This is a genomic window from Microbacterium sp. B19(2022) (assembly GCF_012030385.1).
In the GTDB taxonomy this organism is placed as follows: Bacteria; Actinomycetota; Actinomycetes; order Actinomycetales; family Microbacteriaceae; genus Microbacterium; species Microbacterium oxydans_B.
Genome location: NZ_JAAUVO010000028.1, coordinates 21,604 through 36,294, shown reverse-complemented (window position 1 = coordinate 36,294; position 14,691 = coordinate 21,604). Strand labels below are relative to the sequence as shown.

Below are 14,691 nucleotides of genomic sequence, written 5' to 3'. Positions count from 1 at the left end.
CTCCTGGACGGCATCTTCGACTGACGACCCGCACCTGCGGCCTCAGACGCGAGAACGGCCCGGTCCCTCGAGGGACCGGGCCGTTCTGCGACTCCGTCAGGAAGCGAGGGCCTCAGAGGGCGGCGCTTGCGTGCTCAATGCGATCACGCCGTAGTCCCAACCCTTGCGCCGGTAGACGACACTCGGGTGGTCGGTGCGGACATCGACGAAGAGGAAGAAGTCGTGCCCGACCAGTTCCATCCGATCGACCGCCTCTTCCACCGTCATCCACTCGGCGTCGAAACTCTTCGTGCGGATGACGACGGGCGAGTAGGACTCGTCCTCCGACTGCTGCACCGGAACACTGCCCGTCGCGACGGCGTGGAGCAGATCCACGGATGCCGGCTGGACATCGATGCCCTCCAGCGATCCGGTGCCCTTCTCGAAGTGGGCGCCGCGCGGGTGCTGTCGGCCATCGACACGCTTCTCCTTCGCACGACGAAGCTGCTCGGACATCTTGTCGATGGCGAGATCGAGAGCCACGAACTTGTCACCGTCCGTCGCCTCCGCGCGGACGACCGGTCCCTTGCCGACCAGTGTCAGCTCGACGGTCTCGTCCGGGATGCGCCCATTGCGATACACGCGGTGGGTGACCTTGACATCCAGTCGTTGCGCCCGTGACGCAAACATCTGGACCTTGGCGATCTTCTCTTCGACAACGGTTCGGAAGCGATCGGTGATACCCACCCCGACGCCAACGATGCTTGTTTCCATTGCTGCCTCCTTGTCCCGGTCCTCCCGGCCAAGGGCGGACCGTGGTCGCCTTGTGTCACCCCACCGTAGTCCGACCGTCGACGGATGTCACGGGGTTGCGACCCTGTGTCGCCGGTGCGTTCTCGATGAGGTTCCTCAGAATCCCGACCGATGCGGCGTGGCGGCCAGCACGACCGCTGCCACGGTGCGATAGCCGGCCGCTTCGAGCGCTCTGGCCGCCTCATCGAGCGTCGCCCCTGTGGTCACGACGTCGTCGACGATCACGACCTCGGCGCCCTCTCCCCGCCCCCGCGCGCGCATCGTGCCGCGGACGTTCTCCTCACGCTCGCGCGCCCCCAAGCCGCGCTGATCGACGGCTGCGGCCACGAGCGAGAGCATCCGTTGCGGCTGGGCATGTGCGCGGCGGATCAGCAGTTCGGGCACGCGATATCCGCGGCGGCGGAACGCTCGTCGTGCGGTGGGGACCGGCACGATCCAGGTCATCGGGGTCGCGAGTGGGGAGAGCACCGTCGCGAGTGCCTCAGCCAGCGGCCGCGCGAGGTACGTCTCACCCTCGCCCTTGAGGCGGCGGATGCAGCGCGCCGCGACCCCGTCGAACTCGAGCGCGGCGTGCACCGGCAAGCCTCCCGGCGTCACCGACGATCGCGGACGCGGCGTCAGGTCGCACCGGCACCGCGGACACAGCAGTGTTCCCGGCTCGTCGCATCCTGCGCAGGTCGCCGCCAGCAGGAACGCCGCCAGCTCCGCCCCGACGCCGAGGAGGCGCGAAGATGTCTGCATCCGACGATTCTGGGGCCGCGCCCTGCACCCCGCCGACGACGAGGCCGCTACCGTCGACAACAGCGATCAATCCCCCCGGGCGTGCAGGAGGAGTCACTCCCCGACGCGCGTGGCGAGCACCGAGATGTCGGATGCGACCTCGCGCCACGCCGACCCCGCGTGTGCGAACAGCTGGCCGCCCGCACCGAGGATGCGAACACCGGCAGCAGTCCGCGCACCGGCCGCCGAGACGGCGTCGCCCGGAGCGGCCTCCGATGTGCCGGGGCCGCCCACCGTCTGGGTGATGAGCCGAGGGCTGACCGGATCCACCAGCACACCCAGCCGGTCCGGCCCCAGCCACACCAGACCCGTCGCCGCCTCATCGAGCTGCACCAACTGCTTGGCATCTCCGAGCTCCACGGGGAGCCCCGCCGAGTCGCGGATGACAGCGGCAACGACGACCCAGCGCTGCTTGCCGACGGTGAGCACCGCCGCCACGCGGCTGCCATCCCCGGCGACGCGCAGGTCCGAGACCGCCGACGCCGTCGGCCACGCATTCCCGATCTTGTGCGCGGCGATATCGCTACCCCACGCCTGTAGGGCCGCCGGGTCACCTTCGGGAACGGTCCAGGTGTACCCGTACGGGTCGAGGGACGGTTCGATCAGTCCCGGTGGCGCATCGAACTCGTTGCGGCTTCCGTCGCCGACCCGGTACACCCGCCCGTCGCCGAGCTGGACTGCCGCGATGGAGTCGTCAAGGGCCACATCGATCGACGTGATGGGCTGCGGCATCGCGGCGATCTCGGCACTGATTCCGGCGATCGGAGAGATCTCGTCCCCCACGATCCGACCGAACGCACCGTTCTGCAGCACGAGAGTGCCGATCTCCGCCGACGGCTCCACGACGTCGACGACCCCCGCGTCGACGCTGCGACCATCGACGGTGAACTGCACGCGGGTGACGGCGACCCCCGCGGCCCGCAGAGTGGCCTGCAACTGCGTGCGCATGCGAGAGAGCGTCGTCTCGTCGAGTGCGGCCGCAGGGCGGGTGAGGGCGACGTCGGCCACCTGCCCGGTGATGAGCACGGCATCCTGGGCCAACTGCACGTCGGCGGGGAAGGCGTTCTGCACCGCGGGGTCGAGCCAATCGCTCGGAGCATCGCCGATCAGGGCCTGGGTCACGGTGGTCGCCGGACTCTGCCGCCGCGGGAACCACCGCATGTCGGGCACCAGACGCGACCAGGTGAGGTCGAAGTACTGGAGCGGATACCCCTCGAAGACGTTCTCGAATCGAGGCTCGTCGATCACGATCCCGTCGAGGGCTTCCGTGATGCGCCATTCACCGTCCTCCATGCGCTGCAGTGTGAACGGCATGGTGGAGGCACCGAGTGCTTCCGAGTAGGTGTTCGCATCGTCGACGCTGGCGACCAGATCGAGCAGGACCTGGACGTCGGCCGAGTCCGCGTTCTCGACGTCCGCCGGCGGAACGGTGGAAGTGATCGTGCGCGTGTCCGTACCGACGTCGATCGAGACCCCCGCTGCCGGCCGCCATGTGCGCTGCAGGTCGGGAGCCAGGAACTCCCGCGCCGTCGCCCAGTTGTCGGACGTCGTGATCCCCGCTTCGAGGAAACCCTCGACGATCTCCTCGGGACCGGCGCCCTTGATCGGTCCGGAGGCCACGGGAAGGAAGTCGACATCCTGCGTGGACTCCCCGAGTTCGAGCCCCACCGAGACCCCGCCGCTGGTCGGAAGCCCGGCGCAGGCGGTGAGCAGCAGCGCCACGAGGGCCACCGCGCCACCGCGCAGCGTCCTCGTCCATCTCGTCCGGTTCATGACCTGTCGCTCTCGTCGAAGAGCCCAGGGGGAGGCTCGGCCAGGGAGATCGGCTGCGTCGCATCCCCGAGTTCCGCGAGGGGCTCCTGCGGCTCGATCGGGACGGGGCTCGGGCCGTCCAGCACGCCCTCGTGACGGGGGATGGTGAGGACGAAGTTCGTGCCGACGCCGAGTTCGGACCAGACGGCGAGCGTACCGCCGTGCAGGGTGGCGTCGCCGAGCGCGATGGACAGCCCCAGTCCGGTCCCTCCGATCGTCCGCTGACGGGAGGGATCAGCGCGCCAGAATCGGTCGAACACCCGTTCCGCGTCGTCCGGCTCCATTCCCATCCCGAAGTCCCGCACCCCCGCCGCCACCGCATGCTGGTTGCTGTCGATCGTGATGACGACCGGGCGCCCCTCGCCGTGCTCGATGGCGTTGCCGATCAGGTTGCGCAGCACACGCCGCACGCGGCGGGGGTCCATGTCGACGGGCGAATACCCGCCGGGGGCGACCAGCCTCAGCTCCGTACCGTGCCCCTCCGCGAGCGGTCGCATCTGATCGATGATGTCCTCCGCCAGGTGCGCGAGGCTCGTCGCCTCCAGTTCGAGCTGCACCGACCCCGCGTCGTACCGACTGATCTCCAGCAGGTCGGACAGCAGCGTCTCGAACCGCTGCACCTGGGTGTGCAGCAGCTCGGCGGTGCGCGCGGTGGTGGGATCGAACTCCTCGCGCTGGTCGTTGAGCATGTCGGCGGCGAGCCGGATCGTGGTGAGCGGAGTGCGAAGCTCGTGCGAGACATCGGAGACGAACCGTTGCTGCACCATCGACAGCTCGCCGAGCTCCTTGATCTGCGCCTCGATGCTGTCGGCCATCGCATTGAAGGACCGACCGAGGACGGCGAGCTCGTCCTCGCCGTGCACGTCGATGCGCACCCCGAGCTCGCCCGCAGCGAGTCGAGCGCTCGTCTCGGCGGCCTGCACGATCGGGGAAGCCACCGCCCGCAACACGATCCAGGAGATCGCGGCGACGATGGCCACGAGCCCGATCCCGGCGATCCACAGTGTGCGCTGCACGAAGACGAGGGTCTGATCGGCATCGCCGAGGTCGTAGGCGAAGTAGATCTCGAACGGTCCGGCCTCGGGCACCTGCAGCTGCTGCCCCACGACGATGCCGGGGACCGGGGGGCCGTCCTCCACCGGAAGCGCGACCGACTGCCATGCCTGGCGATCGTCGAGCTTGACCACACGTGCGCGCAGGTTCGGGCTCAGCAGGCTCTCGTTCAGCCCGGCCTCGAATCCGTTCAGTCGCGCGGTGTCCGCACCCGTGTCGATCTTGTAGCCCGCGAGCTGATCGGTGCTCGAGGTGCGGGCGAGCGTGTCCTGGATGCCGGCCCAGAGACTCGAGAGCGCCGCGGGATCGTCTCCCACCTCGGCCACGTCGAGGATGCGCTGGGCCTGGTCGACCGCGCGACGGGCGTCTTCGAGGGCGACGGTCTTGCGCGAGATGAAGAGGTCGTTCTGGATCACGAGGGCCATGGTCACGCAGGTGATGAAGATCGCCAGCGAGGTCGCGAGCAGCGTGATCGAGAGGGTGCGGAAGCGCAGCGAGCGTCGCCACAGAGTGCCGAGCATCGTCGGCCAGCCTCGCCAGTCGCGCAGGACAGCGACCGTCGTGGTGGTCGCTGTCGTCGCGGCCATCGTGCTCCTAGCCGACGCTCCCGGCACGGTAGCCGACGCCACGCACCGTCATCACGATCTTCGGGTTGTCCGGGTCGAGCTCGACCTTGGCGCGGAGGCGCTGCACGTGCACGTTCACCAGACGGGTATCGGCCTTGTAGTGGTACCCCCACACCTGCTCCAGGAGCATCTCACGGGAGAACACCTGCTGCGGCTTGGAGGCGAGTGCGACCAGCAGCTGGAACTCCAGCGGCGTGAGGGCGATGGGCGCCGTGCCCCGGCGCACCTCATGGGCGTCGACGTCGACGGTGAGGTCGCCCACCCGAAGTTGCTCGCTGGTGGTCTGCGGCGTCGGACGCAGACGGGTGCGGATCCGAGCCACGAGCTCCTTCGGGTTGAAGGGCTTGACCATGTAGTCGTCGGCGCCCACCTCGAGTCCGCGGACGACATCGGCGGTGTCGCTGCGCGCCGTGAGCATGATGATGGGGACGCCGGATTCGGCGCGTATGCGGGTGCAGATCTCGATCCCGTCCATGCCGGGCAGCATGAGGTCGAGCAGCACGAGATCGGGCCGCTGCGAGCGCCACTCGTCGACGGCACGCGCACCGTCCGCGCAGAACACCGGCTCGAAACCCTCGGTGCGCAGCACGATGCCGATCATCTCGGCGAGCGCTGTGTCATCATCGACCACGAGAATGCGTGAGGTCATAACTGTTACCTTATGGCACCGAGTCCCGCCGACCCCAGGTCTGCGCACCACGTGTGCGGTGTGACACGATGGAGCCACCATGGAGGGAGTGCCTTTGAGTGGCCAGATGTGGACGCCCGCGCCGAAGAAGGGGATCATCCCCCTTCATCCGCTGACGTTCGGGATGCTGCTGGGCAGGGCCTTCGCGGCGCTGCGACACAACCCGAAGGTGCTGTTCGGCTTCGCCGTCGTGATCCAGCTCATCGCGACCGTCGTCACGGCGTCCGTGATGGGGGTCGTCCTGTTCACGACCTTCTCGCGCCTCGAGACCGTCTCCCCCTCCTCCCCCGACTTCGAGGCGGTGCTGGCCGGGACCATCGGGATCAACCTGATCGCCGGCCTCGGCGTCGGACTGGCGTCGATCACCTTCACGGCCATGATGCAGGGCGTGGTCGCCGCGGAGATCGGTTACGCAGCCGTCGGCGTCAAGGCCACGCTGCGAATGCTCTGGCGCCGGATGGTGCCGGCATTCTGGCGTCTCGCCGGTTTCGCGTCGCTTTCGGTGATCGCAGTGTTCGGTGTCCTCGCGATCGTCGTGACCATCATCGCCGCGTTCGTCGCCGGTGGTGCGGGGGGAAGCGTCGAGCTCATCGGGGTCGTCGTCCTCGTCGTGGTCCTCCTCGGACTCGCTGCGATCCCGCTGTCCGTCTGGCTGACGACGAAGCTTCTGCTGGTGCCGTCGATCCTCGTCCTCGAGCGCGCGCGCTTCCGCGACGCCTTCGTGCGCTCCTGGCGACTCACCCGGGGCCGTTTCTGGGTCGCGTTCGGAGTGACCTTCCTCATCAGCGCCATCATGGGCGTCGCCGCGCAGGTGGTGAGCATTCCGGCCACGCTGCTGAGCAGCCTTCTCGGGTCGGTCATCGCGCCGACGGGCGCCGAGGATCCGAGCGCCATCGTCGGCTACGTCCTCGCCTTCCTCGCACCCCAGATCCTGCTCCTCGTCATCCAGGCGATCACCCTCGTCGTGCAGAGCACGGGGTCGGCACTCGTCTATCTCGACTGCCGGATGCGCTACGAGGGACTCGACCAGACCCTCATCGCGTATGTCGAGCACCGGGATCTCGGGAAGACCGACGATGAGCTGGGTGACCCGTTCATCGTCGACCCCACGCGAGCCGTCACCTCGGCGCCTCCGCCCCGACAGGTGCCAGATCACGTGCTGATGACACCGGGCAATGCCTACCCCCAGCCCTACCCCGGCCAGCCCTACCCCGGCCAGCCCTACCCCGGCCAGCCCTACCCCGGACAGCCGTACACGCAGCAGCCGCCGCCGTACGGGCAACAGTCGTACGCGCCGCAGCAGTCGTACGCGGCGCCGCAGAACGGCGTGACGACGACAGCGCCCGCGCCGGTCGCGGACGCTCCCGCGGCGTTCCCTCCGCCGCCGCCCCCTGCGGCGAGCGCGCCCACGCCGCACCCGACGACCGCGCCCGGACCCGCTGACGGAGGCTGGGCTGCTCCCGGCAGCGACGACACGGCATGATCTCCCGGTTCGACGACCTGTTCATCCCCGACGGCGATGAGGCACGCCGCTGGGCGGAGGATGAGCTCGCCAACCCGCGGTATGCGGAGGCGAAGCCGACATGGTTCGATCTGGTCGCGCGTGACATCGGCCGTTTCCTCGCCGATCTGTTCAGCTCGGACAACGGCGCGAACATCGGCCCGTCCGCGCTCATCATCGTGACGGCCGTCATCGTGGCGGCTCTCATCGCTGCCCTGATCATCTGGGGCCGGCCCCGCAGCTCCCGCGCCGTTCGGCGTGCCCGTGCAGACCTCCTCGGCGAGTCCGATGACCGCACGGCAGCGCAGCTCCGGTCCGATTCCGAGCGCAGCGCCCGTGCGGGCGACTGGAGCACTGCGACGATCCTCCGCTACCGCGCGATCGCGCGCAGTCTGCTGGAGCGCGATCTGATCGACCCTGCTCCCGGTGCCACCGCGCAGTCGATAGCCCGCGACGCCAGCGCCGTCTTCTCGGACGAGGCCTCGGCCCTGCGTCGCGCGGCCGTGGCGTTCGATGACGTCCGTTACCTCGGGCATCCGGCGACGGAGGAGAGCTATCAGGACCTCTCAGCAACCGACGAACGGCTCCGCACCCGTCGCCTCGAGGCGGTGCCCGCATGACGGCGACCGAGTTGAGCGGTGTCCCGGCGACCGCCGAGCACCGACCGCGCAGGACGAAGACCATCGTCGGCTGGCTGGTCCTCGCCGTCCTGGTCCTGATCGTCGTCTTCGTCACCATCCGCGTCAGCGCCACGGCGCCGGGGGAACACGGAGCTCTCGATCCCGAAGGGCGTGATGACTCCGGCGCACTCGCCCTCGCGGAGATCCTGCGTGACCAGGGGGTCGAGGTCGATGTCCACCGATCATGGGTGGAGGCACGTGCCGCCGTCGACGGCGAAACCACGCTGGTGATGGCGAACCCGTACACGCTGACCGATGGCGCCCTGGAGACGCTGATCGAACCGGCGGATCGCGTCGTCTTCCTCTCGACGAGCTCGCACCTGTTGAACACGCTCCGCATCGGCGAGAACGCCCCGGGGACACGCTCGGCCGTGGCAGCCGCGTGCGATGCGCCGGAGTTCGCCGAGGTAGGCACGATCCGTGCCGACCGGCTCTTCGCGCCCGCCGCCGAGGTCGAAGGGTGCTTCGGCGATGCGGACGGTGCCGCCGTGCTCGTCGATGACCGCAGCGGCGACCGCCATGTCGTCGTGGAGGGCACCAGGCTCTTCAGCAACGGGTACCTGGCAGAGAACGGCAACGCCGCCCTCGCGCTCGCATTGCTCGGGCAGACCGAGCGGGTCGTCTGGTACGTCCCGAGCTTCGGCGACTCCGACATCGAGGGCAAGTCGGTCGACACGCTGGGGAGCCTCACTCCGCCGTGGGTCACTCCGGCGATCCTGCTGCTGCTGCTCGCCGGAGTCACCGCGTCGATCTGGCGCGGGCAGCGTTTCGGCCCCCTGGTCGCCGAGACGTTGCCGGTGACGGTGCGCGCGTCCGAGACGATGCACGGTCGCGCACGTCTCACCGCCAGAGCCGCCGACGCCGCACACGCGGCCGAGGCCCTTCGCGACGGTGCGCAGCGGCGCCTCGCCCGCCGACTGGGCCTGGCCGTGCATGCCGGCGCAGACGAGGTCGCCGACGCCGCGTCCGACAGGCTCCGGATTCCTCGGGGAACCCTGCAGACACTGTTGGCGGGGCCTCTCCCCACCGACGACGCCGCTCTGGTCGACCTCGCTCGGCGTCTCGACGAGCTCGAGGCGGCCGTGGAGACCAGCACCCGCCGACCGACCATCCATCCCACAGAAGCCGAGGGAACCACGTGACCGTTGAGAACCACTCCACCGACGACGCCGCGCTTCGTCAGGCCATGCACCGGGTGCGCACCGAGGTCGACAAGGCGGTCATCGGCCAGGCCGGCACCGTCACCGGCCTCCTCGTCTCGCTGCTCGCACGCGGCCATGTGCTCCTCGAAGGAGTGCCCGGCGTCGCCAAGACTCTGGTGGTACGGTCGTTCGCCCGCGCACTCGGGCTCGACACGAAACGCGTGCAGTTCACGCCGGACCTGATGCCGGGCGACGTCACGGGTTCCCTCGTGTACGACGCACGAACGGGCGAGTTCGACTTCCGTGCCGGCCCGGTCTTCACGAACATCCTGCTCGCAGACGAGATCAACCGGACGCCGCCGAAGACGCAGGCCGCGCTCCTCGAGGCGATGGAAGAGCGCCAGGTATCGGCCGACGGCGTCAGCCGCACGCTGCCCGATCCCTTCCTCGTCGCCGCGACGCAGAACCCGATCGAGCACGAGGGTACGTACTCGCTGCCGGAAGCACAGCTGGATCGCTTCCTGATGAAGCTGGTCGTCGGCATGCCGGAGCGCGACGCCGAGGTGTCTGTGCTCCGCCGGCATGCCGAGGGCTTCTCCCCGCGTGAGCTGACCGGCGTCGAGTCCGTCGTCTCCGCAGACGAGATCCGGGCGGCGCAGCAGGCCGCCGCCGCGGTGGACGTCACGGACGATGTGCTCGGCTACGTCGTCGATCTGGCGCGCGCGACGAGGCAGTCCCCCTCGGTCGAGCTCGGTGCCAGCCCTCGTGCGTCGACCGGCCTCCTCGCCGCGGCCAAGGCCTGGGCGTGGTTGAACGCCTCCACCGCGGTGACCCCCGATCATGTGCAGACGATGCTGGTGCCCGTATGGCGGCACCGGCTCCAGCTGCGGCCCGACGCCCAGATGGAGGGCGTCTCCGCGGACGCGGTGCTCACCTCGGTGGTGCAGCAGACCAGGGTACCGATCTAGGTGTTCATCACCGGTCGTCTCGCCGTCGCTCTCGCCGTCGGCATCGTCCCGCTGGTCCTCGCCGGGCTCGCGGGTTACCCGGCGTACGCGGTGCTGGGCGCCTGGATCGGCGTGTGCATCCTGCTGGTGGTCGTGGACGTCTCTCTCGCCGCCAGCGCCCGGTCGGTGACCGTGAGTCGCCGCGTGCCGAAGCGCGCCCGCCTCGGCGAACAGGTCCCCGTGAGCGTCGCCGTCCACAACCACGGCACCAGGGCGCTGCACGCGGTGCTCCGCGACGCGTGGCAGCCCACGGCCGGTGCTCCTGCAGAGAGACAGCAGCTGCAGGTCGCCCCGGGCGAGCGCGGTCGCGTCGCCATCCCCCTCACCCCCCGCCGACGCGGTGAGCTGGTGAGCGAGTTCGTGATGATCCGCTCGCGCGGGCCCCTCGGTCTCGCCGGTCGGCAGGCACGGCATCCGGTCCGGGGCGCGATCCGGGTGCTTCCCGCCTTCTCCTCGCGAAAGCACCTGCCGTCGCGCCTGGCACGTCTGCGCGAGCTGGACGGCAACACGAGCATCCAGGTCCGCGGCCAAGGCACCGAGTTCGACTCGTTGCGGGAGTATGTCCGCGGCGACGACGTGCGTTCGATCGACTGGCGCGCGACCGCCCGCGCCGGCACCACGATGCTGCGCACCTGGCGCCCCGAACGCGACCGGCATGTGGTCATCATCATCGACACCGGTCGCACAGCGGCCGCACGCGTGGGCGACGGCACCCGCGTCGATGCCGCTCTCGAAGCGGCGCTGCTGCTGGCTGCGCTCGCCTCCCGCGCGGGCGACCACGTGCACCTGCTGCTGTACGACCGCGTGGTGCGTGGCCGGGTCACCGGCGTGGACGGCACGGCACTCCTGCCGGCGATGAGCGACGCCATGGCGCCCGTACACGCGCGCCTGGTGGACACGGACTGGCACGGTGCCTTCGCCGCCGTGCGCACGCTCACCACGCGGCCTTCTCTGATCGTCGTGCTGACCGCGCAGGACGCGGCCGAATCCGCTCGAGGGTTCCTCGGCGCCTTCCCGAACGCGTCACGTGCGACCACGGTGCTCGTCGGATCGGTCACCGATGACGGCATCGCTGCGCTGGCGCGCGAACGCGGTTCTCGCGAAGAGGTCTATCTCGCTGCCGCGGCGGAGCGGACGCTTCGTGACGCCGAGAACGTCGCGGATGCGATCCGCAGAGCCGGTGGCGAGGCGATCGCCGCCGACCCGGAACAGCTTCCGCCCCGCATCGCCGACCGCTACCTGGAGCTGAAGGCGGCGGGCCGGCTCTGACGACTGCTGTCCTTGACCCGTCCGCGGTCAGCCGGCGATGAGGCGCGGCGTCCCGGCTTCGTACTCGACGAGGTCGCCCGTCTCGCCCCGTCGATGCGCGCGGCCGCCGATGACGAGCATGTAGATGAGGAACACGCCCAGCGCAGCGGCGCCGATGCCGATCTTGATCGGCCACGGCAAGCCCCAGCCGGTGACGAAGCCCTCGACGAGACCGGCGAGGAAAAGAGCGAACACGAGCCCGAGAGCGACCGTCGCGAGTGAGCGCCCCTCTTCGGCCAGCGCTTCCCCACGGGTACGGTGCCCCGGAGCCACCCAGGCCCAGAACACGTGCAGACCGGCGGCCGCTGCGACGAAGATGCAGGTCATCTCGAGCATGCCGTGCGGAAGGATGTAGAGCACCATCAGGTCGGCCTTGTCGTGCGCGGCCATCACCGCGCCGGACGTTCCGAGGCCTATGGCGTTCTGCATGAGCATGTACACCGGCCAGATCCCCGTGACGCCGAAGAGCACGCACTGCATGGCGATCCAGGCATTGTTCGTCCAGACCATGCCCATGAACTCGGCAGCGGGGTTCTCGGTGTAGTAACCGGTGAAACTCTCGTCGGCGTACTGTTCGAGCAGGTCGGGCGGCCCGAGCGTCGCGATGAGGGCAGGATCGCTCGCGATCCACGCCGCTGTGCCGACCGCGACGGCGATGAAGGCGACCGCGATGATCAGCGTCGTCCACCGCAAGCGGTACAGGGCGGCCGGAAGCTGCAGTCGGAAGAACCGGGCGGTCTGGGTCAGGATGCTGTCGGATGCTCCAGTGAGGCGCAGCCGGGCGCGGACCAGGATCGTGGAGAGGTAGGCGCCCTGCGGGGAGTCGCCGACCGACGTCTTCAGCTCGGCGAGATCTGCAGAGGCCGCGCGGTATCGCACGATCAGTTCGTCCACCCCGGCACCGTCGAGCCGGGCTCGGCTGAGTTCCTCGAGCCGTTCCCATTCCGCACGGCGAGCATCGGTCAGCGCATCGGCATCCACCTGATTTACTGTACTCATGTCCGTCCCGATCGACGTCTCCGACGAGGTGCTCTCCGGCGAGGCCGTCGCGATCGACGTGCAGCCCGTCGGCTTCCTGCTCCGCGCGCTGGGTGCCGCGATCGACATGCTCCTCGGATATGCGGTGTTCATCCTCTGGCTCTTCCTGCGCATCTGGCTGCTCGATGCCGGGGTGCTCAGCGATGCCACCGACCGCATCGCCACGGTCGCGGCGATCGTCGTGAGCTTCGTGGTGCTGCCCATCACGATGGAGGTCGCCTTGAAGGGCCGCAGCCTCGGCAAGCTCGCCGTGGGAGGGCGGATCGTCCGCGTGGACGGCGGCGCAGCCGGGTTCCGGCACGCGTTCATCAGGGCGCTTCTCGGCGTCCTGGAGATCTACATGACCTTCGGCGGCATCGCGGTGCTCACGGGTGCCTTCACGGCGCGATCGCAGCGTCTGGGCGACCTGGTCGCCGGCACCTACAGCCAGCGCGTCCGCACGCCCGCACTCCCCTCGCACGTCCCGATGCTGCCCCCTGCCCTCGACGGCTGGGCGCAGATCGCCGATGTGGCGCGCATGCCCGACCGGCTCGCGCGCCGGATCTCGCAGTTCCTCGTGAGCGCGCCGCGGATGGTCCCCGCCGCTCGAGCGCGGGTGGCGCACGACCTGCTCGCCGAGGCGACACCCTTCGTCTCGCCGATGCCGAGCGCGCCACCGGAACAGGTGCTCGTCGGCATCACGGTGCTGCGTCGGGAGCGCGAGCGCCGCGCGCTGGAGAACGCCGACCGTCGAGCCGAGCGGCTCACCGGCCGGCGCGTCGGGGTCTGATCCGTCGCGGCGCAGCGCGACCCTCAGCCGCGTGTGCGCTCAGTAGCGGTAGTGCTCGAGCTTGTACGGTCCGTCCACCGGAACACCGATGTAGGCGGCCTGGTCGTCGCTGAGAGTCGTGAGCTGCACACCCAGTGCGTCGAGGTGGAGGCGTGCGACCTTCTCGTCGAGCGCCTTCGGCAGGACGTACACGCCCGTGGGGTAGGCGGCGATGTTCGTGTAGAGCTCCAGCTGGGCGAGCACCTGGTTGGTGAACGAGGCGCTCATGACGAACGACGGATGCCCCGTGGCGTTGCCGAGGTTCATCAGGCGCCCCTCGCTGAGCACGAGGACGCTGCGTCCGCTCGGCAGACGCCACTCGTGCACCTGCGGCTTGATCTCGACCTTCTCGACGCCCTCGATGGCTTCGAGGCCCGCCATGTCGATCTCGTTGTCGAAATGGCCGACGTTGGCGACGATCGCGAGGTGCTTCAGCGCCAGAAGATGCTCGGTCGTGACGACATCGCGGTTGCCGGTGCCGGTCACCACGATGTCGACCTCGCCCGCGACGTCGATCAGGCGCGCCACCTGGAACCCGTCCATCGCCGCCTGCAGCGCGCAGATCGGGTCGACCTCGCTGACGACCACCCTGGCGCCCTGTCCGCGCAGAGCCTCGGCTGCCCCCTTGCCCACGTCGCCGTACCCGCACACGAAGGCGACCTTGCCACCCATGAGCACGTCGGTCGCGCGGTTCAGCCCATCCGGGAGGGAGTGACGGATGCCGTACTTGTTGTCGAACTTGCTCTTGGTCACCGAGTCGTTGACGTTGATGGCCGGGAAGAGCAGCTCCCCGGATGCGGCGAGCTCATAGAGACGATGCACGCCGGTGGTGGTCTCCTCCGTCACCCCGATGAGCCCCGCCGCGAGCTTCGTCCAGCGATCGGTCGACGACGCGAGCGACCTGCGCAGCAGATCGAGGATGACCGAGTACTCGTGCGAGTCGGATTCCGTCGTCGCCGGGACCGCCCCCGCCTTCTCGAACTCGACGCCCTTGTGCACGAGCAGCGTGGCGTCGCCGCCGTCGTCGAGGATGAGGTTCGGACCGTCGAATCCCGTCGACGACCAGTCGAAGATGCGGTCGGTGCACGCCCAGTACTCCTCGAGCGTCTCCCCCTTCCAGGCGAAGACCGGCACCCCCGCCGGGGCCTCGACCGAGCCACTCGGGCCGACCACGACGGCGGCAGCCGCCTCGTCCTGAGTGGAGAAGATGTTGCAGCTCGCCCACCGCACCTCTGCGCCGAGCGCCACGAGCGTCTCGATGAGCACCGCCGTCTGCACGGTCATGTGCAGAGAGCCGGCGATCCTGGCGCCCTTCAACGGCTGCGCCGCACCGAACTCCTCCCGGAGGGACATCAGCCCCGGCATCTCGTTCTCGGCGAGACGCAGCTGGTGACGGCCGGCTTCGGCCAGGGACAGGTCGGCGACGCGGTACTCGAGCTCAGGCATCCTCACATTC

At 69.5% G+C, this 14,691-nt stretch carries 13 protein-coding genes; 6 read left to right on the top strand and 7 right to left on the bottom strand.

Annotated features, from left to right (window positions below; all coding sequences use genetic code 11):
* Positions 1 to 96 precede the first annotated feature (96 nt).
* The 5 genes from hpf to mtrA all read right to left on the bottom strand — a co-directional run bounded on the left by hpf (position 97) and on the right by mtrA (position 5,712).
* Complete coding sequence (hpf, locus tag HCX50_RS18600; RefSeq protein ID WP_091033926.1) at positions 97 to 753, bottom strand: ribosome hibernation-promoting factor, HPF/YfiA family; 657 nt, start codon at positions 751 to 753, stop codon at positions 97 to 99.
* A 135-nt stretch (positions 754 to 888) separates the two neighbouring features.
* Positions 889 to 1,533 (bottom strand): ComF family protein, encoded by a 645-nt coding sequence (locus HCX50_RS18595; RefSeq protein ID WP_167635331.1) that lies wholly within the window; start codon positions 1,531 to 1,533, stop codon positions 889 to 891.
* A 93-nt stretch (positions 1,534 to 1,626) separates the two neighbouring features.
* A complete protein-coding gene (locus HCX50_RS18590) occupies positions 1,627 to 3,345 on the bottom strand; it encodes a GerMN domain-containing protein (RefSeq protein WP_237682589.1) in 1,719 nt (572 codons plus the stop codon).
* Positions 3,342 to 5,024, bottom strand: a complete 1,683-nt coding sequence (gene mtrB, locus HCX50_RS18585; protein WP_091033930.1) for an MtrAB system histidine kinase MtrB — start codon at positions 5,022 to 5,024, stop codon at positions 3,342 to 3,344. The genes HCX50_RS18590 and mtrB overlap by 4 nt, the downstream gene beginning before the upstream one ends.
* A 7-nt stretch (positions 5,025 to 5,031) precedes the next feature.
* Positions 5,032 to 5,712, bottom strand: coding sequence for an MtrAB system response regulator MtrA (gene mtrA / locus HCX50_RS18580; RefSeq protein WP_029261966.1), 681 nt, complete (start codon positions 5,710 to 5,712; stop codon positions 5,032 to 5,034).
* 106 nt (positions 5,713 to 5,818) lie between these two features.
* On the opposite strand from mtrA, the gene HCX50_RS18575 reads away from it, so the two are divergent.
* Genes HCX50_RS18575 through HCX50_RS18555 form a run of 5 tightly spaced genes read left to right on the top strand, consistent with a single transcriptional unit; the run spans position 5,819 to position 11,350 of the window.
* Positions 5,819 to 7,234: a hypothetical protein gene (locus tag HCX50_RS18575; protein ID WP_237682588.1), complete on the top strand. Its 1,416-nt coding sequence runs from the start codon at positions 5,819 to 5,821 to the stop codon at positions 7,232 to 7,234.
* Complete coding sequence (locus HCX50_RS18570; protein WP_091033933.1) at positions 7,231 to 7,872, top strand: DUF4129 domain-containing protein; 642 nt, start codon at positions 7,231 to 7,233, stop codon at positions 7,870 to 7,872. Before HCX50_RS18575 ends, HCX50_RS18570 begins: the two co-directional genes overlap by 4 nt.
* Positions 7,869 to 9,074 (top strand): DUF4350 domain-containing protein, encoded by a 1,206-nt coding sequence (locus HCX50_RS18565; RefSeq protein WP_167635330.1) that lies wholly within the window; start codon positions 7,869 to 7,871, stop codon positions 9,072 to 9,074. The genes HCX50_RS18570 and HCX50_RS18565 overlap by 4 nt, the downstream gene beginning before the upstream one ends.
* A 44-nt stretch (positions 9,075 to 9,118) precedes the next feature.
* On the top strand, positions 9,119 to 10,042 hold the full coding sequence (locus HCX50_RS18560) for an AAA family ATPase (RefSeq protein WP_205829398.1): 924 nt from the start codon (positions 9,119 to 9,121) through the stop codon (positions 10,040 to 10,042).
* Positions 10,043 to 11,350, top strand: a complete 1,308-nt coding sequence (locus tag HCX50_RS18555; protein ID WP_167635329.1) for a DUF58 domain-containing protein — start codon at positions 10,043 to 10,045, stop codon at positions 11,348 to 11,350. It abuts the gene before it with no gap.
* Between the two features lie 27 nt (positions 11,351 to 11,377).
* Here the strand turns inward: HCX50_RS18555 and HCX50_RS18550 are convergent, their stop codons facing one another.
* Positions 11,378 to 12,370, bottom strand: a complete 993-nt coding sequence (locus HCX50_RS18550) for a stage II sporulation protein M (RefSeq protein WP_167635328.1) — start codon at positions 12,368 to 12,370, stop codon at positions 11,378 to 11,380.
* A gap of 16 nt (positions 12,371 to 12,386) precedes the next feature.
* On the opposite strand from HCX50_RS18550, the gene HCX50_RS18545 reads away from it, so the two are divergent.
* The gene (locus tag HCX50_RS18545) at positions 12,387 to 13,196 is read left to right on the top strand and encodes an RDD family protein (protein ID WP_091033945.1); all 810 of its coding nucleotides are present in this window, start codon (positions 12,387 to 12,389) and stop codon (positions 13,194 to 13,196) included.
* 39 nt (positions 13,197 to 13,235) lie between these two features.
* Here the strand turns inward: HCX50_RS18545 and ahcY are convergent, their stop codons facing one another.
* Positions 13,236 to 14,681 carry an adenosylhomocysteinase gene (ahcY, locus tag HCX50_RS18540; protein ID WP_167635327.1) on the bottom strand — a complete coding sequence of 482 codons (1,446 nt, stop codon included), beginning with the start codon at positions 14,679 to 14,681 and terminating at the stop codon, positions 13,236 to 13,238.
* Positions 14,682 to 14,691 lie beyond the last annotated feature (10 nt).